Below are 19576 nucleotides of genomic sequence, written 5' to 3' on the forward strand. Positions count from 1 at the left end.
AGACGGGCGCTGGCCCCCCTCGCGCTGGCCGGACTCGCGGCCTGAGGTTTCTCGGCTTCCGGATTCGCGGCGACCCGACCCGAGGAACGTCCACCCGAGCGGGATTCACGTTCTTTGCGGTCTTCGCGTGCCGCGCCGCCCGATCCGATCCGGCCGTTGGCCGTCTCCGGGATGTTGAGGTCGGAACGCAGATGCGGTGAGCTGGAATAGGTTTCGGCGGGCTCGTCCTTGGCCAGGTCGAGCGCCTTGCTGATCATCTCCCAGCGGTGCAGCTCGTCCCAGTCGACCAGCGTCACGGCGATACCGGTCCGTCCGGCGCGCCCCGTGCGGCCGATGCGGTGCACGTAGGTCTTCTCGTCGTCGGGGCACTGGTAGTTGATGACGTGGGTGACGTCGTCGATGTCGATTCCTCGGGCGGCGACATCGGTGGCCACGAGTACGTTGATACGCCCCTCGCGGAAGGCGGTCAGGGCCTTCTCGCGCGCGACCTGTCCGAGGTCTCCGTGAACGGCACCGACGGCGAACCCGCGCTCGGCGAGGTCATCGGCGACCTTCTGGGCTGTGCGCTTGGTCCGGGTGAAAACCATTGTGGCGCCGCGACCCTCGGCCTGAAGGATGCGGGCGACGAGCTCGGCCTTGTCGAGGGCGTGCGCGCGGTACACGTACTGGGTGGTGCGCTCGTGGATCGCCGAATCGTTGGCGTGCTCGGCGCGGATGTGCGTCGGCTTGGTCAAGAATGTGCGGGCCAGGGTCACGATCGGTCCGGGCATCGTGGCCGAGAAGAGCATGGTCTGACGGGCATCCGGCAGCGAGCTCATGATTCGTTCGATGTCGGGGAGGAATCCCAGGTCGAGCATCTCGTCGGCCTCGTCGAGAACCAGGACCTGCACCTTGCCCAAGATCAAGTGGCCCTGGCGGGCGAGGTCGAGCAGACGCCCGGGAGTACCCACCACGACGTCGATGCCGATCTTCAGCTCGCTGATCTGATGCTCGAACGGCCGGCCGCCGAAGATCGAGAGCAGGCGGATGGGCCGGTTCTGCCCATCCGCGGTGTCGACGTGCAGACCCTTGGCGGCCACCTCGAGGTCGTCGGTCACCTGGATGCACAGCTCGCGCGTGGGCACGATGATCAGCGCGCGGGGAGTTCCGTCGAGCTTGCGGATGCCGGGTTCGCCGGCGTCCGCGGTGGCCTGCGACACGCGCTGCAACAGGGGGACGCCGAAGCCGAGGGTTTTGCCCATGCCGGTCCGTGCCTGGCCGATGAGATCGTCGCCCGCCATGGCCAGGGGAAGCGTGAGCTCCTGGATCGCGAAGGTGTTCGTGATGCCGTCGGCGGCGAGGGCGTCGACGATCTCTTGCCGGACGCCGAGTTCGGCGAAGGTGGGGGAGACGTGGTCCTCGGCGACGATGACGTGCTCTTCGGCCTCGACAACGTCGTCCAGGGAGACTGCAGTCTCGGTGTTCGTATCTGAGGTGTGATTGTCGGTGTTCAGTTGATTGCCTTCCGCAAAGTGCTGTCCCGCGCGCACTGCAAGAATCAACCAACAGGTCAGCTCTGGATCCTCGATCTGCCGAGGACTCGCATGACCGGTATCGGGCGAATCGGGCCGATTTTGTTCAATCGGGCTGCCGTCGGTGCGCGCACAATGTCCGTGTGAGCCAGCTAAGGCGCTTGGCTTACTCCTCGCAGTGTACGTGTCCTCGGCATATTGCCAACATCGAGTCAGCGAGCCGCTTGATGTCCGACCAGCTTGCCGGCGTGCTGAGTCGCCGCGGACGGTGAGCTGCTGACTACACTGGAGACCATGTCGTCTGGTTCACAAACCGAACCGCCGGTGTCGGATGTCGCCACCTCGGTTCCCTTCGATCACCCCGGAATCACCGAACTCTTCGGGGTTCTGGCGTGCGGTGAACTGGCCGCGTTCTACCGCCTGACCTCCGAGGCCGTGATGGCCCCGGGAATCCGGGGACGCGTGGCGATGGCCAGCATGGCCGCCGCGGAGATGGCCCACTTCGAGATCCTGCAGGACGAACTGCGTGCGCGCGGGGTGGACGTGTACGACGCGATCGAGAAGTACGAGGCCGTACTCGAGCGCTACCACGCGTCGACCGTGCCGAGCAGTTGGCAGGAGTCGCTGGTCAAGGCCTACGTCGGCGATGGTCTGGCCGCGGATTTCTACCTCGAGATCGCAGGCACCCTGCCGCCTGAGGCCGAGGCCGTGGTCCGCAAGGTGATGTCGGAGACGGGTCACTCGGACTTCGCCGCCACCGCCGTCCGCGACGCGGTCGCCGCAGACCCCGACCTGAAGTCGCCCCTCACCCTCTGGGGACGCCGGCTTCTCGGGGAGGCGATCACCCAGACGCAGTACGTGCTCGCCGGCCAGGAGGAATTGACCGAGCTGCTGTTCTCGGTCCAGTCCGATCTGAACCGGATCGTGACGTTCTTCGATTCCATCCAGGAGCGTCACGCTCGCCGGATGGCCGACATGGGCCTGGGCTGAACCGTCGCCTCCGGGCTGACGTCGTCGGCACTCGTGAGTGCGGCTAGCCTTGGAACGAGAGTCGGGACCTGTTCACCGAGCTCGACCTGTGAGATCCAATTGTGAAGACCTGTGGAGGATTCTGTGGCCGTTGATGTGAAGATCGGGATCACCGACAGTGCACGCGAGATCGTGGTGCACACCGATCAGAGCAGTGATGACGCCCATGCCGCGGTGGAGTCCGCGCTGGCCGGCGGCGATCAGTTGCTGCGTCTGCAGGACGACAAGGGCGCACGTTTCCTGATCCCGGTCACCAAGATCGCCTACGTCGAGGTCGGCATCTCCGATGCACGCAAGGTCGGTTTCGGCGCCATCTGACGCTCGGCAGACGGGCCGGGCTAGTTCTCGAGGATGCCGGAGGACTGCTGAAGCGGCACTCGGGACAGCCCGCCCCAGAGCATGGTCACCGTGATGTCCACGGCCTCTTCCTTGGTCACCGGACGCTTGGCGTCCAGCCAGTGCCGGGCGTTGACCTGGCTGGTCCCCACAAGTCCGGCCGCCAGCATCCTCGACCGGTGCGGATCGAGCCCCGAGTCGTGCATCACCAGTCCGTAGACGGCGTCGACGCACGCTTCGGTTGCGCCTTCGACACGCCTGATCGCGGCCGGATCGAGAGCGTCCGAACGGAAGATGAGCCGGTATCCCTGGCTGTCCTCGTCGATGAAATCGAAGAACGCCTGCACGGCGGCACGCACCCGATGACGGTTGTCGGTGGAACTGAGCAGGGCCCCGGTGACACGGTTCACCATCGACTCGGCGTGGGAATCGAGCACCGCGAGGTACAGGTCAAGCTTGCTCGGAAAGTGTTGATAGAGAACAGGTTTGCTGACCCCGGCGTGTACCGCGATCTCGTCCATCCCCGCCGAGTGGTAGCCGCGTTCGACGAAGATCTCGCTGGCGGCGTCCAGCAGTTGTAGTCGCCGCGCGCTGCGCGGCATCCGGACGCTTCGACGTCCGCCACCGGCGGTGGTCGAGTTCGTTCCGGTGCCTGCGGCAGCCGATTCAGTCATGGTCGCCAGGGTATATCCGCCCGCGATGTGCGCCACCGGTGGTTGCCTACAGATGAATCGTGGATGCCTGTGAGAAGGTTTAACGGTGACTGGTGCTGGCGGCTCGGGACCGACGGAAACGCGGCGTACACCGCGCGACACCGCCGATCCCGAACGGACCCGTCGGACCGCCGGCTCCGACCGGAAGCGGCGAAGTACCGACCCCGATCAGACCAGCAGGACCGTCGACCGGGCGCGCCGCGCCGCGAGGCGTGCGGCAGAGGCCGACGCCCACCTCGCGAACCAGGAAACCGACGTACACCGTCCCGTCTCCGGCCGGCCCGCCCCTGACCAGCCGTTACGTGCCCGCTGGGATCCCATCGACGAACCGGGCAGGCCGCGTGCGGACCGCGCGAAAGACCGCAAGAAGCAATCGGCGGTTGGTCGATTCGTCACCACCTACGGCTGGCGGGCGTACGCCATCCCCGTCCTCGTCGTGCTGACGATCGTGATGATCGTGCTCACCGTCCAATCCCACCAGGACGGCGGCTCCGACCGCGTTGTCGACTCCGATCCCGATGCCGTTCGCAACACCAACGTGCGGGATCAGACCACCGCCATCGGGGCACCCCCGAAGTCTGTGCCCCTGGAGCAACTGCCTGCCGGTGTCCTGCCCGCCGGCGGTCCCTTCACAGAGAAGGGCGCGGCCGGTTATCACGTGGTGCCTGGGACCACGACTCGCGTGGGCACCGGGGGACAGGAGTACACCTACACCGTCGAGGTCGAGAACGGCCTGGCGTCGGGCGACTTCGGCGGCGATCCCACGTTCGCCAAGTTGATCGACACGACACTCGCCAACCCGAAGAGCTGGATCGGCGACGGCACCGTGTCATTCCGTCGGATCGACAACGGCGAGCCCGATTTCCGGGTGACGCTCACGTCCCCCGACACCACGCGGCAGCTGTGCGGATACGAGATCAAGCTCGAGACCTCGTGCTACTACCCGCCGGAATCCCGGGTCACGCTCAACGAGGCGCGATGGGTCCGCGGTGCGACGTCGTATCAGGGTGACGATCTCGGCTATCGGCAATATCTGATCAATCACGAGATCGGGCATGCGATCGGGTTCGAGGCGCATGAGCCCTGCAAGATGAACGGCTCTATGGCGCCGATCATGATGCAGCAGACATTCGGCACCGCGAACAGCGAGATCATGGCGCTCGATCCGGACATGAAGGCCAACCGCGACTACGTCTGCAACCCCAACCCCTGGCCTTTCCCGGAACGCTGAGCTCGGCCACCGCACAGGCCGGGCTGCCGGAATCTTCCCGGGCAAATGCTCGTTGCACCTATGTGGGGTGGCCGGACCGACGACCATCACCGTCACGCGCACTTCGTGAGGAGCCCGAGATGTCAACGTTGCCGCCGCTGGTCGAACCCGCTGCCGAGCTGACCCGCGACGAGGTCGCCAGATACAGCAGGCACCTGATCATCCCCGACCTGGGAGTCGACGGGCAGAAACGTCTGAAGAACGCGAAAGTGCTGGTGATCGGCGCGGGCGGACTCGGTTCCCCGGCGTTGCTCTACCTCGCGGCCGCCGGGGTCGGAACGATCGGCATCGTCGAGTTCGACGAGGTGGACGAATCGAATCTCCAGCGTCAGGTGATCCACGGGCAGTCCGATGTCGGCCGGCCGAAAGCCGATTCCGCGCGCGACTCCATCCTCGAGATCAATCCGCTAGTCACGGTGAACACCCACAAGGTGCGACTGGACAACGACAACGCGATCGAACTATTCAGCGCCTATGACCTGATCGTGGACGGCACCGACAACTTCGCGACGCGCTACCTGGTCAACGATGCGGCTGTCCTCGCAGGCAAACCCTATGTGTGGGGTTCGATCTACCGGTTCGAGGGCCAGGCCTCGGTGTTCTGGGAAGATGCGCCGGACGGCCTCGGTCTCAACTACCGCGATCTCTACCCCGAGGCCCCGCCGCCCGGGATGGTGCCCTCGTGCGCCGAGGGCGGCGTGCTCGGAATCCTGTGCGCATCGATCGGGTCGATCATGGGAACCGAGGCGATCAAGCTCATCACCGGTATCGGCGAGACGTTGCTCGGCCGGCTGATGGTGTACGACGCGCTGGACATGCGGTACCGCACCATCAAGCTCCGGAAGGATCCGGAGGCGCCGAAGATCACCGAACTGATCGACTACGACGCATTCTGCGGTGTCGTGTCGGATGATGGTGTCTCGGCCGCGGCAGACTCGACGCTGACCGCCGTCGAACTCAAGCAGCGGCTGGACTCCGGCGAGAAGATCGCCCTGATCGACGTGCGTGAGCCGGTGGAGTGGGACATCGTCCGGATCGACGGCGCCACCCTGATCCCCAAGGGCGACATCGAGTCGGGTGAGGGGTTGGCCCAGCTGCCACAGGACCGGCCGGCGGTGCTCTATTGCAAGACCGGAATCCGGTCCGCAGAGGCGCTGGCCGCGGTCAAGAAGGCCGGTTTCTCCGACGCCACCCATCTGCAGGGCGGGATCACCGCGTGGGCCAAGCAGGTCGATCCGGCGTTGCCAATCTACTGACGTATCCGCCACCTGCGGCAGGTACGGGCGCTGGTGCGGCGACACCTGCGCTGCCTGCTCTGAATCTCGCGGTCACGCCGGTAACGTTTGACGGGTGACCTCTGACTTGACCTCCGTCGAGCCTCCGGAGCATGTGCTGCAGACCTTCGGGCTGACGCAACATCCCGTGGTGGCTCTCGGTGAGGGCTGGGAAGGTGGCTGGCGGATCGGCGAGACGGTGTTGTCGCTGGTTCCCGACCATGCCCGGGCTGCCTGGTCGGCCAAGGTCAGAGAAACGCTGTACGTGGAAGGCGTCCGCATCGCGCGCCCCGTGCGATCGTCCGACGGCCGGTACGTGGTGTCGGGCTGGCGAGCGGACACCTACATCGCCGGAACTCCGGAACCGCGTTACGACGAAGTCGTCTCGCTGGCCGACCGGCTGCACGAGGCGACCGCCGAGCTCGAACGCCCGAGATTCCTGATGCAGCCTCCCGCGCCGCCCTACAACGACGTCGACGTGTTCACCGCCGCCGACCGCGCCGCCTGGGACGACGTACCGTTGCGTTCGGCGAAGGCCGCGGGCATGGGCGACCCCACGTCACCCGACGGGGTCACCAGTCTGGAGATCCTGCACACTCTCGCGAAGCTGCGCACCAAGGTGTCGTCGCCGTCCCAGCTGGTCCACGGTGACCTGTTCGGCACGGTTCTGTTCGCCGGCGCCGCGGCCCCCGGGATCACGGACATCACGCCGTATTGGCGACCCGCAGCGTGGGCGGCCGCCGTCGTGGTGGTCGATGCGCTCGCCTGGGGCGGCGCAGACGATGGTCTCGTTGACCGTTGGGAAGACCTGCCCGAGTGGCCGCAGATGATGTTGCGGGCCGTGATGTTCCGTCTCGCGGTGCACGCGTTACATCCGCGATCCACCGCTGGAGCCCTCCCCGGCCTGCAGCGCGTAGCCGACATGGTGCGCTTTCTCGTCTGACAGCACCCTCTGAGCTGGGGATACTTAGTTCGGTCAGGCAGCTGGCGGGGTTTTCTGTTCCCGCCTTCTCACGTTCGGTGACGATCCGGAGTGAGAACACTGTGATTGTTCGGTCACTGAATGCAAAATTGCGGCAACACCCGTTTCCTACGGTTCTCCTCAGGCACCCGCCAATTCGCGCCGGACCCCTGAGGAGGGCCTAGTGACCGTTACTGGCACCAAACGAAAGCACTACATCACCGACTGGGATCCAGAGGATGTAGAGGCTTGGGACAACGGCAACGCTGCCATTGCCAAGCGCAATCTGATCTGGTCCGTGATCTGCGAACACGTCGGATTCTCGATCTGGTCCATGTTCTCGGCTCTCGCGCTGCTCCTCGGACCGGAATACGGCATCAGCCTCGACCAGAAGTTCGTCATCGGCGCCACCGCGACATTCGTCGGTTCGTGTCTGCGTATTCCCTACACCCAGGCAACCGCCATCTTCGGCGGCCGTAACTGGGCGATCTTCTCCGCGGTTGTCCTGATGATCCCCACGGGTCTGACGTTGATGCTGGTGATGAACCCCGGTGACTTCGGGTTCGGGTGGTTCCTCTTCGTCGCCGCACTCACCGGCTTCGGTGGCGGCAACTTTGCCTCCTCGATGACCAACATCAACGCCTTCTACCCGCAGCGGCTCAAGGGCTGGGCCCTCGGCCTCAACGCCGGTGGCGGCAACATCGGTGTCCCCGCGATCCAGCTGGTCGGCCTGTTCGTGATCTGGGTGGCCTCGGACAAGCCCGAGATCCTCTGCGCCATCTACCTGGTGCTGCTCGCGGTTGCCGGTGTGGGTGCAGCGCTCTACATGGACAACCTCGACCACCAGACCTCGAGCGGCAAGGCGATGCTCGAGACGCTGAAGTACAAGGACACCTGGATCATCTCGCTGCTCTACGTCGGCACATTCGGTTCGTTCATCGGATTCGGATTCGCCTTCAGCCAGGTGCTCAACATCTCGTTCACCGCCAACGGCGCCACCAAGCCGGCCCTCGCCGCAGCCCAGATCGCCTGGATCGGACCACTTCTCGGGTCGATCAGCCGGCCTTACGGTGGCAAGCTCGCCGACAAGATCGGTGGCGGCAAGATCACGATGTACTGCTTCATCTCGATGGTGGCCGCGTCGTCCATCCTCGTGGCTGCCAGTGCCCTGTCCGATGCCAACGACAAGAAGATCACCGGTGGCACCCTCACAGCCTTTGTCATCGGCTTCGTGTTGCTCTTCGTCATCTCGGGTATCGCCAACGGTTCGGTGTACAAGATCATCCCGGCGATCTGGGAACACAAGGCAAAGGTCAACCCTGCGCTCAATCCTCTCGGCAAGGCCAACTGGTCGCGGTCGATGTCCGGAGCCCTGATCGGTATCGCCGGAGCGTTCGGTGGACTCGGCGGTGTGGCCATCAACCTGGTGCTGCGAGACAGCTACAAGTCGAATCAGTCTGCCACGCAAGCATTCTGGATCTTCCTGGCCTTCTATGTGGTGGCCGCCGGCATCACCTACTGGTTCTACGTCCGCCGGTCGATCGAATCGACCGACAAGACCCGCGCGCTCGAGGACTCGTCCACCACCACACCGGTCACCGCCTGATCATGACTGCGCAAACCGTGTCCATCGATCTGCCCCTCGGCGAGCCGGGCAACCGCTCCGCCGGCGAGTTCGCCGCGGGGTCGGTCGGGACCGCCACACACTGCCCGTATTGCGGTCTGCAGTGTGCGATGAACATCAGCGGCAACGGAGCCGCCGATGCCGTGGTCACGCCGCGGCAGTTCCCCACCAATCGGGGCGGTCTGTGCCAGAAGGGTTGGACCGCTGCCGATGTGCTGCGCAACCCCAACCGCCTGACCGCTCCGTTGGTGCGGCGCAACGGTGTCTTGACACCCACCACGTGGGAGGACGCGCTCGACGTCGTCGCGTCCGGATTCGCCCGGGCGCGCAGCGAGTACGGCGCCGACGCTGTCGGGATCTTCGGTGGCGGTGGACTGACCAACGAAAAGGCCTACCAGCTGGGCAAGTTCGCCCGGGTGGCATTGGGTACGTCGAACATCGACTACAACGGCCGCTTCTGCATGAGTTCGGCCGCGGCCGCGGGCATCAAGTCGTTCGGACTGGACCGGGGATTGCCCTTCCCGCTCGCCGACCTCGGTTCGGCAGAGTGCATCGTCATCCTCGGCGGCAACATCGCCGAGACCATGCCGCCGATGGTCGGTCATCTGATGACGGCCGCGCGAGCCGGCGGGCTGGTGGTCGCAGACCCACGCCGGACCGCCACGGTGGAACGGGCGGTCGCCGACGGCGGTGTACATCTGCAACTGTCGCCGGGCACGGATCTGCCTCTGGCACTGGGGCTCGCGCACATCGCGGTCACCGAGGGTTATGCCGATCTCGACTACGTCGCGGACCGGACCAACGGCTTCGACGACTTCTGGCGCGCGGCTGCGCAATGGTGGCCCGAACGTACCGAGCGTGTCACCGGGGTTCCGGTGAGTGCGTTGCGTCGCACGGTTGCGATGCTCGCAGGCGCCCGCGTGGCGGGCAAAGGTGCGTATGTGCTGACAGCGCGTGGCGCCGAACAACATTCGAGCGGTACAGACACGGTCAGTGCCGTCATCGGTCTGTCCCTGGTCCTGGGCCTGTGCGGTCGTGAGGGCAGCGGATACGGCTGCATCACGGGTCAGGGGAACGGGCAGGGTGGCCGCGAACACGGCCAGAAGGCCGATCAACTGCCGGGTTACCGCAAGATCACCGATCCCGCCGCCCGTGCGCATGTGGCCGAGGTGTGGGGCATCGACCCGGACGATCTGCCCGGCCCGGGCAAGAGTGCTTACGAATTGCTCGAATCACTCGGACAGCCCGGCGGACCCAAGATGCTGATGGTGCACGGCGCGAATCTGGCCGTCTCGGCGCCGCGGGCGGGGCACGTGGTCGAGCGACTCGAATCGCTGGAGATGCTGGTGGTCAACGACTTCCTGCTGTCGGAGACAGCGCAATTGGCCGACGTGGTGCTGCCGGTTCTGCAGTGGGCAGAAGAAGAGGGCACCATGACCTCCTTGGAGGGCCGGGTCCTTCGGCGTCGCCAGGCGGTTCCCGTTCCCGACGGCCCCCGCAGCGAGCTCGAGGTCCTGTCCGAACTCGCGGTCCGCCTCGGGCAGCCGGCACACCGTTTCAAGACCGACCCTCGCGAGGTGTTCGACGAGCTGCGCGCCGCATCGGCGGGTGGCGCGGCCGACTACACCGGGATCACCTACGAACGACTCGACGATGACGAGGCGCTCCACTGGCCGTGTCCTGAGATCGGCCATCCCGGCACCCCCAGGATCTTCCTCGACCGGTTCGCCACCGACGACGGCCGCGCGAAGTTCATTGCCGTCGACTACCGCGGACCGACGGAACCTGTGAACGCGCAATACCCGCTGGTGTGCACCACGGGCCGGGTGCTGACGCACTACCAGTCCGGTGCGCAGACCCGCTACGTCAAAGACCTCGCCGACGCGGCCGGTCCGATGTTCGTCGAGGTGAACACCGACACCGCAGAACGACTCGGGATCGCTGACGGTCAGCAGGTGCGTGTGACCTCGCGGCGGGGGACGATGACCGCTGCGGCACGCTGCATCGAGTCACTGCGACCGGACACGGTGTTCCTGCCCTTTCACTACGCGGGTGACCAGAGAGCCAACCTGCTCACCAATCCCGAGTTGGACCCCACCAGCCGCATGCCCGAGTTCAAGGCGTGTGCGGTGCGGTTGGAGCCGTTGGAGTTGCCGGCTCGACCAAGATTTGGGGAGGTGTCATGACCAGGCGTGTGGTGATCATCGGGAACGGAATGGCCGGCGCCCGACTGCAGGAAGAACTGCATCGGCGGGATCCTGCGGGTGAGCACGTCACCAGCGTGGTCATCGGCGACGAGCCCGGATCGGCGTACAACCGCATCCTGATGTCGAACGTGGTGGCCGGCCGGATCACACCCGCCGACACCAGGCTTCGCGCCGACAACTGGTATTCCGAACGGAACCTGCAGACGCACACCGGTGTTCGGGTCGAGCGTGTGGACCGCGACACCAAGACCGTGCACTGCGACGACGGCACCATGCACGGCTACGACAGTCTGGTCTTTGCCACCGGCAGCCGTGCTTTCATCCCGCCGATCGACGGTGCGCTCGCGGAATCGGGTCGCCCGGTCGAAGGTGTGATCGCGTTTCGTAACCTGGCCGACTGCGAATCGATCGTGTCCTCGCTCCGCGAGGGAACACGAGTGGTTGTTGTCGGTGGCGGCCTTCTCGGACTCGAGGCCGCGCGCGGCGCGCTGCTGCGCGGGGCCCAGGTGACGGTTGTCCATCCACGGAGCTTCCCGATGGAGAAGCAGATGGACGCCGCCGGCGGGGCAGTGCTTACCCGTGTGCTGCGTGAGATCGGGATGGACGTGGTGCTCGGCAGCCGGGTCACCGCGATCCGGGACGAGCCGGGAACAGGCCGGGAAGTGGTGCTCACCGACGGCTCCACCCTGGGCGCCGACCTCGTGATCGTCACCGCCGGCATCGCTCCCAACGTCGAGCTCGCCACCGCCGCGGACCTCGCTGTCGAACGTGGTATCAAGGTCGACGATCATCTGCGCACAAACGATCCGTCGATCTACGCGATCGGGGAATGCGCCCAGCACCGCGACATCGTCTATGGCTTGGTGCAACCGGGCTGGGAGATGGCCGAGACGGTGGCACAGAACCTGCTCGGTGACCAGCAGGCCGCCTATGAGGGAACGCAGCAGATCCTGCGTCTGAAGGCTCACGACGTGGATCTCGCGTCGATGGGGGAAGTGGACACCGATCCTAATGACCTCGAGGCCGAGGTGTTGACCCTGTCCGACCCTCATCGTGGGCGTTACGCGAAAGTGGTTGTGCGCAAGGATCGTCTGGTCGGCGCGGTACTGCTCGGCAATCCCGAGGTGGTGGGCACCATCACGCAGTTGTTCGACTCCGGCGCGCCGGTGCCCAGCGATCGAATGCGCCTGCTGCTCGGTCACCTCATCGGTGGCGCAACCGAATCGGCGAGTCCGGCCCAGATGCCGGGCGACGCGATCATCTGCCGGTGCAACTCGGTGTCCAAGAAGAACCTGACCGATGCGTGGCGCAAAGGTGCGCGCAGCCCCATGGCGATGGCCGATGCCACCAGGGCCACAACAGGTTGCGGCAGTTGTGAATCCGTCGTCGAGGGACTTTGTGAATGGCTGGCAACAGCCGATGCCTGAGAGACCAACAGAAGTACTAGGAGGGGTACCAGTGCCCAGCAAAACAGTTGTGGTGGTAGGCCATGGGATGGTCGGCCATCGGTTCGTGCAGGAACTCCGCGAACGTGACGTCACCGACCAATGGCGTGTGGTCGTCGTCTGTGACGAACCCAGCCCTGCCTACGACCGCGTAGGACTTTCGTCTTATGTAAACAGTTGGGATCCCGACGCGCTGGCGCTCGAGGGCAATACCTATCCGGGCGACCCGCTGGTGACCTTGCTGGTGGGCCGGTCGGTCACCTCGATCAACCGGGTTGCGCGTACGGCCGTCCTCGACGACGACTCGAGCATCGTGTTCGACGCGCTGGTGATCGCGACCGGTTCGTATCCGTTTGTGCCGCCGGTACAGGGAGCCGATTCACCGAACTGCTTCGTCTACCGCACACTCGACGACCTCGACAAGATCCGTGCCACCGCAGAGGCGGCACCGGCAGGGGCCAACGCGGTGGTTGTCGGGGGCGGCCTGCTCGGGCTCGAGGCGGCCAACGCACTCAAGCTGCTCGGACTCAAACCACATGTGGTGGAGTTCGCGCCGCGGCTCATGCCGCTGCAGGTGGACGAGGGTGGCGGCGCGCTGCTCGCGGGCCTCGTCACCGAACTCGGGGTGAGTGTGCACACCGGTGTCGGGACCACGGCCATCGAACCGGCCGGCGACAACACTCTCCACGTCACCCTCTCCGACGGCAGCAGCATCGACAACGCTGCCCTGCTTGTGTTCTCGGCCGGCGTCCGGCCCCGCGACCAGCTCGCACGCGATGCGGGGCTCGACGTCGGTGAGCGCGGCGGGGTCCTGGTGGACGACGGATGCCGCACGGCCGATCCCGACATCTACGCCATCGGCGAGGTCGCCGCGGTCAACGGTATCTGCTACGGGCTGGTCGCCCCGGGGTACAGCACCGCCGAGGTCGTGGCGGACCGGCTCCTGGGTGGCAAATCCGAGTTCCCGGGCGCGGACCTGTCCACCAAGCTCAAGGCGCTCGGCGTGGATGTCGCGAGTTTCGGCGACGCGATGGGTGCCTCCGAAGGTGCGCTCGAGGTGGTCTTCAACGATCCCGTTGCCGGTACCTACGCCAAAGTTGTTGTCTCCGACGATGCCAAGACCCTTCTCGGCGGGGTGCTCGTCGGCGATGCCGGTCAGTACGCGCTACTCAAACCGATGGTCGGTGGCCCGTTGCCCGGCGATCCCGCAGCGCTGATCGCACCGGCTGCCGGCGAAGGTGTGGGTCTGTCGGCCCTCCCGGATTCCGCCGAGATCTGCTCGTGCAACGGGGTCAGCAAGGGCGACATCTGCAGCGCGATCGCTCATGGCGCCCAGGACGTCACCGCGGTGAAGACATGCACCAAGGCGGGCACCACGTGCGGTGGCTGTATCCCGTCGATCAACCGCTTGCTGGCCGATTCCGGTGTGGCGGTGTCGAAGTCGTTGTGCGATCACTTCCACCAGTCGCGCAGTGAACTCTTCGAGATCGTCCGGGCGACCGGTATTCGGACCTTCACCGACCTCGTGGCACGGTACGGAAAGGGCGGGGGATGCGAGATCTGCAAGCCGACCGTGGCCTCGATCCTCGCCTCCACCTCGAGTGACCACATCCTGTCGGGAGAGCAGGCCGCCCTGCAGGACACCAACGACCACTTCTTGGCCAACATGCAGAAGAACGGCACGTATTCGGTGGTGCCACGGATGCCCGGCGGTGAGGTCACCGCGGAGCAGCTGATCGTGATCGGCGAGGTGGCCAAGGAGTTCGGGCTCTACATCAAGGTCACCGGCGGTCAGCGGATCGACATGTTCGGGGCCAGGGTGGAGCAGTTGCCGCTCATCTGGCGCAAGCTCGTCGACGCGGGCATGGAGTCCGGGCAGGCCTACGGCAAGAGCCTGCGCACGGTGAAGAGTTGTGTCGGTACGAGCTGGTGCCGCTACGGCGTCCAGGATTCGGTGGGCATGGCCGTCGACCTCGAAAAGCGTTACCGCGGTCTGCGTTCGCCCCACAAGATCAAGTTCGGGGTGTCCGGTTGTGCCCGAGAGTGTGCCGAGGCCCGCGGTAAAGACGTGGGTGTCATCGCCACCGAACACGGGTGGAACCTGTATGTGGGCGGAAACGGTGGTCAAAGCCCCGCGCACGCACAGCTTTTGGCTTCCGGCATCGATGACAGGACGCTTGTCGCCTATATCGACCGGTTCCTGATGTTCTACATCCGCACTGCAGACCGGCTGCAGCGCACGGCGCCGTGGATCGATTCGCTGGAGGGTGGTCTCGATCACCTCAAGGCCGTCGTGTGTGATGACAGCCTGGGAATCGCAGCCGAACTCGAAACGGCGATGGAGTCGCATGTCGCCGGGTACAAGGACGAATGGTCTGGAGTCCTCGAAGACGAGGAGAAGCTCTCCCGGTTCGTCTCGTTCGTCAACGCACCTGCCCAACCGGACCCCACCATCGAGTTCTCGGAAGGTAGCGGGCGCAAGGTACCGGTACTCTTGGGAACACCGCAGCCCGGCGTACGCCCGCCGGCGAACGGAGGAAGCTGACCATGAGTCTCGTTGATGACACTCGGGTTGATGAAGTTGCAGCCACATGGACTGCGGCGTGCCCGTTCGACCAGCTCGTACCAGGGAGGGGAGTGGCCGTGCTCCTGCCCGGGGACGAACAGGTGGCCTTGTTCCGCCTCACCGACGACACCCTCCATGCCGTGGGGAACATCGACCCCTTCGGACGTGCGGCGGTGATGTCTCGCGGCCTGGTCGGGGACCGCGCCGGTGAGCCCACCGTGGCCTCACCGTTGCTCAAGCAGGTCTTCTCGCTGGTCGACGGACGTTGCCTCAGCGACGAATCCGTTGTCCTGCCGGTGTACGACGTACGGATCAAGGCCGGTCTCGTCCAGGTCAGGCCCCATCGAGTGCAAACGCCGATCGCGTGAGACATGGAGGTCTAGTGAAAGCGGGTGATCGAATCGCCGACTGCGAATCCGGTCCATTGACCGGATTCACGATCGGCATCACGGCGGCCAGGCGTGCCAACGAGTTCGCCGCGTTGCTGGAACGACGCGGCGCGCAGGTGGAGCACGCCCCGGCGATCGAGATCATCCCGCTGGCCGACGACGCAGAGTTGCGGTCGGTCACCGACCAGATCATCGCCAACGCGCCGGAGATCGTCGTCGCCACAACCGGTATCGGGTTCCGCGGGTGGATGGAGGCGGCCGAGGACTGGGGGGTCGCGGAGCGATTGGTCGCTGCCCTCGAACCCACCCGGCTGCTGGCGCGCGGGCCGAAAGCCAAGGGCGCGATCCGCGCTGCCGGTTTGCGGGAGGAATGGTCGCCACCCAACGAATCGTCGAGTGAAGTTCTCGAGCACCTGCTCGACGAGGGTGTCGAGGGCACCCGGGTGGGCGTGCAGCTGCACGGTGCCACCACCGAGTGGGAGCCACTGCCCGACTTCTGCGAGGTGTTGCGCGAGGCGGGTGCAGAGGTGCTGCCGATCCCGGTGTACCGGTGGCTGCCGCCGCAGGACACCACTGCGATGGACCAGATGATCTCGGCCATCGTGGGTGGTGAGATGGACGCGGTGTCGTTCACCAGCGCTCCGGCCGTTGCTTCGATGCTCGGTCGGGCCCAGGACACGGGGCGACTCGATGCGCTTCTTGACGCTCTGCGAACCGACGTCCACGTCATGTGTGTGGGGTCGGTCACCGCCGGGCCGCTCGCGGCGTTGCGGGTACCCACCTCGCGGCCGAATCGCTTTCGCCTCGGTGCTCTCGCCCGGCACATCGCCGAAGAGTTGCCCCGCCGGGTGCCGACTCTGCGCGTCGCAGGTCACGACATGTCGATCCGCAGTCGTTCGGTGATGGTGGACGGCGAGCTCCGGCCGCTGTCGCCGGCAGGTCTGACCTTGCTCAAAGCACTGGCACGCCGCCCCGGCAGGGTGGTGTCACGGCATGCACTGCTCACCGAACTCCCCGGAGGTGGCGGCGACACCCACGCGGTGGAGACCGCCATGGCACGCCTGCGAGCGGGCCTCGGTGACCCCCGGATGATCCAGACCGTTGTCAAACGTGGCTACCGCCTCTCTGTCGACGTCGAGTACGAGGAAGGGGAAAACGCATGAGAATCAAGGGAATCGACGCGCAACCCATCCTGGTCGCACATGGGACCCGCTCTGAACACGGCGTATCGATGATCGCGGACCTCGCGGACAAGGTCTCGGCCCAGATCGGTAGTACGCGCGTTGCGTTCGTCGACGTACTCGGCCCTTCGCCGTCAGAGGTGTTGCGCGGGCTCGACGGGCCCGCTGTGGTCGTCCCGGCGTTCCTGGCGTCGGGCTATCACGTCCGCAAGGATCTTCCCGAGCACATCGAGGCCAGCGGCCATCAGGGCGTCTCCGTCTCGCGGTCGCTGGGTCCCGATCCCGAACTGGCGCGGGTCTTGGCGTTGCGTCTGTCCGAAAGTGGCTGGCGTCGAGGTGATTCTGTTGTGCTCGCCGCAGCGGGATCTTCCGATCTGTTCGCGCTCGGCCAGGTCCGGCGTGCCGCCAACCTGCTGGGCACGATGATCGGCGAGCCGGTTCCGGTCGGGTATGTGGCCACTGCTCAGCCGCGGATCGCGGACGTCGTCGCCGACACCAGGGCTCGCACCGGTCGCCGCGTCTTCATCGCCTCATATCTGTTGGCGCATGGTCTGTTCCACGATCGGCTCCACGACGCCGGCGCTGATGGTGTGGCTCAGCCCCTGGGTACCGACCCCCGTGTCGTCGACCTGGTCGTGCGCCGGATGAGGTCGGTGCGCCCCGTGGTCGCCGCCGGTCTCTGAGCACCTTCCCACCACAGAATTCGCGCCACCTACCGACATCCGCGCCGGCTACAACCGGCGCGAACCTCGGCAGGTGGCGCGAATTTTTGTGGGTGGTGGGGCGGGTCAGGCGAGGTCGGCTCGGGCGATCTTCATGTCGACTCGGCCGTCGAACACCGGAACACCCTCGGCACGCAGGTTTTCGAGCTGGCGGTCACGCAGGTGCGGAGCCGGTGTGCCCGCGGCGCTGATCACCCGGTGCCACGGCAGATCAGCCGAGTCGGTTCGCATGATCCATCCGACGATGCGGGGGCTCGACAGGCCCGCAGCCGCTGCCACGTCGCCGTAGGTGGTCACCTTGCCGGCAGGTACCGACGCCACGATCGCACGTACGCGTTCGACCTGGTCGTCGGTGATCTTCGCCATCAGCTCTCGGATCGTGGACGCGCCAGGGCCTCCGCGACCAGGCGCGCGGTCAGTTCAGGGCGGGCGAAGGGAACCATGTGGTCGCAGTCCTCCTCGTACAGCGAGAAGAGTTCGCCCTGTTGTGCCGCAAGCGCTTCGAGTAAATCGGCGGTGACGTACGGCGGTTGCACGCGCAAGGCCTGAACCAGATCGACCGGCATGTGCGGTGGGGGCAGCACAAGGGGCCGAGCCAATTCACTCCATGTGGTGACCACGGTTCCCGGGTGGACGCGCCAGCTCATCCGGTCACCTGCGGTGGTCAGGTGGTCGGCGACCTCTCGATCGAGCAGTTCCGGAGGTAGTTCGGCCCACGATTCGCCCAGCTTCTCAGCACGGGCGGCTGCCTCGTCCGGGTAATCGTGATGAGCGATGTAGCTGGTGGCGATGTCCATGAGCCGGGCGGGCTCGAGGCCGATGGCCGGGTCGAGCAGCACCAGCGACCGGATGCGATCGGGGACCAGTCGTGACAGATGCAGGGCAAGTGCGCCGCCGAAGGAATGACCCACCAGGACCACGGAGGAGGACGCGTGGGCCTCGACCACGTCGGCCAGGGCAGCCACCTGTGCATCGATGGACCAAGGCGGTTCCCAGGTCGAGAATCCGTGTCCGAGCAGGTCCGGGGCGATGATCCTGGCGTCGGGCAGCGCTGCGGCGAGGTCCGCCCACCGTTTGCCGTGGCCGGTGACGCCATGCAATGCGAGGACGGGGTCGCCGTCTGCGGGGCCGTACAGTTCCACGTTCACACCAGCCATGGGACCAATCGTGCCCGACCGTGGTCGGCCACGCAGTACCGACCCGGGCGCGGGTGGGCGATGGTGGCGCGGTCGACATGTCGGTCACCCGTGACACCATCGTGGAGGAACCAGAGGAAGGAGACCGTGTGCCAGCCATGACGACGCGACTGGTGTCGGCGCCCATCCCTCCGGCGCAACCGCGTACCTGGCCAGAGCGGGTGCAGTCGTTGATCGACCGTCCCGGCGGCGCCGCGTCACCGGGTTTCCACCCACTGCGGGTTCACGGAGGCCCGGGCACGGGAAAGACGTCACTGATCGTCGACATCGCGGTGGCCCGTCTCGCCGACCCGGCGATCGATCCGGAGTCGCTGCTGGTCCTGGCCGCCGGTCGACGGGCAGCCACCGAGTTGCGCGAGCAGATCACCGCGCGACTGCTGGCTCAGCGCGCCGGGGGAGCGGGCCGCGCTCCGCGAGCCACCCGCGAGCCGATCGTCCGCACCGTGCACTCCTATGCGTTTGCGGTGCTTCGCCTGCAGGCGGCCGCACACGACAATCCGCCGCCACGCCTGATCACCGGTGCGGAGCAGGATGCGGTGTTGCGGGAACTGCTGGCCGGCGACATCGAGGACGGTGCCGCCTATTGGCCGCCGCGATTGCGGCCGGCTCTGGGCACCAACGGGTTTGCACAGGCATTGCGGGACATGATGATGCGGGCCGCCGAACGCGGTGTGGGGCCCGAGGACCTGATGGCGCTGGGCCGCAGGCACAAGCGTCCGGAGTGGGAGGCGGTCGGCAAGGCCTACCGTCAGTACGAGCAGAGCGGTCTGCTGCGGGGGGCGGTCGGGCTGGAGGCACCGCAGGCGACCGCGCCCGCAGTCGACGCCGCAGAGCTGGTCGGCTCTGCTCTCACAGCATTCGCGACCGACCCCGATCTGCTGCGGCGCGAGCGAGCGCGGGTGCGGTATCTGCTGGTGGACGACGCCCAGCACCTCGATCCGCAGGCCGCCACCCTCGTCGAGCTGATCGGGGCGGGGACTCACCAGACTGTGGTCGCCGGAGACGGTGACCAGGCGATCTACGGCTTCCGCGGGGCCAGTTCGCGGTTTCTCGACGAACTCGACGACCCGGATCGAGACATCCTGCTCGACAACAACTTCCGGTCGAGCAAGCCCATCAGCGACCTGGGCGCGGCGATCGCCGCGCGGCTCC

17 protein-coding genes are annotated in these 19576 nt (G+C 66.2%); 13 read left to right on the forward strand and 4 right to left on the reverse strand.

What is annotated here, in order from left to right; genetic code table 11:
• A partial coding sequence (locus W823_RS44510) for a DEAD/DEAH box helicase (RefSeq protein WP_031332453.1) occupies nucleotides 1-1442 on the reverse strand: 1442 nt, incomplete at its 3' end.
• 363 nt (nucleotides 1443-1805) lie between these two features.
• Here W823_RS44510 and W823_RS44515 point away from each other — a divergent pair.
• The gene (locus W823_RS44515) at nucleotides 1806-2501 is read left to right on the forward strand and encodes a ferritin-like fold-containing protein (protein ID WP_023958852.1); all 696 of its coding nucleotides are present in this window, start codon (nucleotides 1806-1808) and stop codon (nucleotides 2499-2501) included.
• A 123-nt stretch (nucleotides 2502-2624) separates the two neighbouring features.
• Nucleotides 2625-2858: a DUF3107 domain-containing protein gene (locus tag W823_RS44520; RefSeq protein ID WP_030164509.1), complete on the forward strand. Its 234-nt coding sequence runs from the start codon at nucleotides 2625-2627 to the stop codon at nucleotides 2856-2858.
• A 20-nt stretch (nucleotides 2859-2878) separates the two neighbouring features.
• Here the strand turns inward: W823_RS44520 and W823_RS44525 are convergent, their stop codons facing one another.
• Nucleotides 2879-3550: a TetR/AcrR family transcriptional regulator gene (locus W823_RS44525; protein ID WP_030164506.1), complete on the reverse strand. Its 672-nt coding sequence runs from the start codon at nucleotides 3548-3550 to the stop codon at nucleotides 2879-2881.
• Nucleotides 3551-3635: 85 nt separating this feature from the next.
• Here W823_RS44525 and W823_RS44530 point away from each other — a divergent pair, with 85 nt between their 5' ends.
• From W823_RS44530 to W823_RS44575, 10 genes are all read left to right on the forward strand, one after another.
• Nucleotides 3636-4820: a DUF3152 domain-containing protein gene (locus W823_RS44530; protein WP_023958858.1), complete on the forward strand. Its 1185-nt coding sequence runs from the start codon at nucleotides 3636-3638 to the stop codon at nucleotides 4818-4820.
• Nucleotides 4821-4939: 119 nt separating this feature from the next.
• Nucleotides 4940-6115 carry an adenylyltransferase/sulfurtransferase MoeZ gene (gene moeZ, locus W823_RS44535; RefSeq protein WP_023958860.1) on the forward strand — a complete coding sequence of 392 codons (1176 nt, stop codon included), beginning with the start codon at nucleotides 4940-4942 and terminating at the stop codon, nucleotides 6113-6115.
• Nucleotides 6116-6221: 106 nt separating this feature from the next.
• The gene (locus tag W823_RS44540; RefSeq protein ID WP_030164497.1) at nucleotides 6222-7076 is read left to right on the forward strand and encodes a TIGR02569 family protein; all 855 of its coding nucleotides are present in this window, start codon (nucleotides 6222-6224) and stop codon (nucleotides 7074-7076) included.
• 202 nt (nucleotides 7077-7278) lie between these two features.
• Nucleotides 7279-8700 carry a NarK/NasA family nitrate transporter gene (locus W823_RS44545; protein ID WP_023958864.1) on the forward strand — a complete coding sequence of 474 codons (1422 nt, stop codon included), beginning with the start codon at nucleotides 7279-7281 and terminating at the stop codon, nucleotides 8698-8700.
• 2 nt (nucleotides 8701-8702) lie between these two features.
• Entirely contained in the window at nucleotides 8703-10904 is a 2202-nt protein-coding gene (locus tag W823_RS44550; RefSeq protein ID WP_023958866.1) for a molybdopterin oxidoreductase family protein, read from the forward strand.
• Nucleotides 10901-12352 (forward strand): FAD-dependent oxidoreductase, encoded by a 1452-nt coding sequence (locus tag W823_RS44555; protein WP_023958868.1) that lies wholly within the window; start codon nucleotides 10901-10903, stop codon nucleotides 12350-12352. The genes W823_RS44550 and W823_RS44555 overlap by 4 nt, the downstream gene beginning before the upstream one ends.
• Entirely contained in the window at nucleotides 12345-14915 is a 2571-nt protein-coding gene (gene nirB / locus W823_RS44560; protein WP_081729780.1) for a nitrite reductase large subunit NirB, read from the forward strand. Before W823_RS44555 ends, nirB begins: the two co-directional genes overlap by 8 nt.
• 2 nt (nucleotides 14916-14917) lie before the next feature.
• Nucleotides 14918-15304, forward strand: a complete 387-nt coding sequence (gene nirD, locus W823_RS44565; protein WP_023958872.1) for a nitrite reductase small subunit NirD — start codon at nucleotides 14918-14920, stop codon at nucleotides 15302-15304.
• A gap of 14 nt (nucleotides 15305-15318) precedes the next feature.
• Complete coding sequence (locus W823_RS44570; protein WP_023958874.1) at nucleotides 15319-16488, forward strand: uroporphyrinogen-III synthase; 1170 nt, start codon at nucleotides 15319-15321, stop codon at nucleotides 16486-16488.
• Nucleotides 16485-17189 carry a sirohydrochlorin chelatase gene (locus tag W823_RS44575; RefSeq protein WP_023958876.1) on the forward strand — a complete coding sequence of 235 codons (705 nt, stop codon included), beginning with the start codon at nucleotides 16485-16487 and terminating at the stop codon, nucleotides 17187-17189. The genes W823_RS44570 and W823_RS44575 overlap by 4 nt, the downstream gene beginning before the upstream one ends.
• Nucleotides 17190-17294: 105 nt before the next feature.
• Here W823_RS44575 and W823_RS44580 read toward each other — a convergent pair whose 3' ends face one another.
• Together W823_RS44580 and W823_RS44585 are read right to left on the reverse strand one after the other, a co-directional pair.
• Nucleotides 17295-17594 carry an MGMT family protein gene (locus W823_RS44580; RefSeq protein ID WP_023958878.1) on the reverse strand — a complete coding sequence of 100 codons (300 nt, stop codon included), beginning with the start codon at nucleotides 17592-17594 and terminating at the stop codon, nucleotides 17295-17297.
• A complete protein-coding gene (locus tag W823_RS44585; RefSeq protein ID WP_023958880.1) occupies nucleotides 17594-18385 on the reverse strand; it encodes an alpha/beta fold hydrolase in 792 nt (263 codons plus the stop codon). Before W823_RS44585 ends, W823_RS44580 begins: the two co-directional genes overlap by 1 nt.
• Nucleotides 18386-18462: 77 nt before the next feature.
• Here W823_RS44585 and W823_RS0129405 point away from each other — a divergent pair.
• On the forward strand, nucleotides 18463-19576 hold a 1114-nt coding region (locus W823_RS0129405), incomplete at its 3' end, for a UvrD-helicase domain-containing protein (protein WP_369792623.1).

This window comes from Williamsia sp. D3, assembly GCF_000506245.1.
Taxonomy (GTDB): domain Bacteria; phylum Actinomycetota; class Actinomycetes; order Mycobacteriales; family Mycobacteriaceae; genus Williamsia; species Williamsia muralis.

Coding starts and splice junctions, on each gene's coding strand:
- W823_RS44515 (WP_023958852.1), top strand. CDS start 1,806: ATGTCGTCTGGTTCACAAACCGAACCGCCGGTGTCGGATGTCGCCACC.
- W823_RS44525 (WP_030164506.1), bottom strand. CDS start 3,550: ATGACTGAATCGGCTGCCGCAGGCACCGGAACGAACTCGACCACCGCC.
- moeZ (WP_023958860.1), top strand. CDS start 4,940: ATGTCAACGTTGCCGCCGCTGGTCGAACCCGCTGCCGAGCTGACCCGC.
- W823_RS44550 (WP_023958866.1), top strand. CDS start 8,703: ATGACTGCGCAAACCGTGTCCATCGATCTGCCCCTCGGCGAGCCGGGC.
- W823_RS44555 (WP_023958868.1), top strand. CDS start 10,901: ATGACCAGGCGTGTGGTGATCATCGGGAACGGAATGGCCGGCGCCCGA.
- nirB (WP_081729780.1), top strand. CDS start 12,345: ATGCCTGAGAGACCAACAGAAGTACTAGGAGGGGTACCAGTGCCCAGC.
- nirD (WP_023958872.1), top strand. CDS start 14,918: ATGAGTCTCGTTGATGACACTCGGGTTGATGAAGTTGCAGCCACATGG.
- W823_RS44575 (WP_023958876.1), top strand. CDS start 16,485: ATGAGAATCAAGGGAATCGACGCGCAACCCATCCTGGTCGCACATGGG.
- W823_RS44580 (WP_023958878.1), bottom strand. CDS start 17,594: ATGGCGAAGATCACCGACGACCAGGTCGAACGCGTACGTGCGATCGTG.
- W823_RS44585 (WP_023958880.1), bottom strand. CDS start 18,385: ATGGCTGGTGTGAACGTGGAACTGTACGGCCCCGCAGACGGCGACCCC.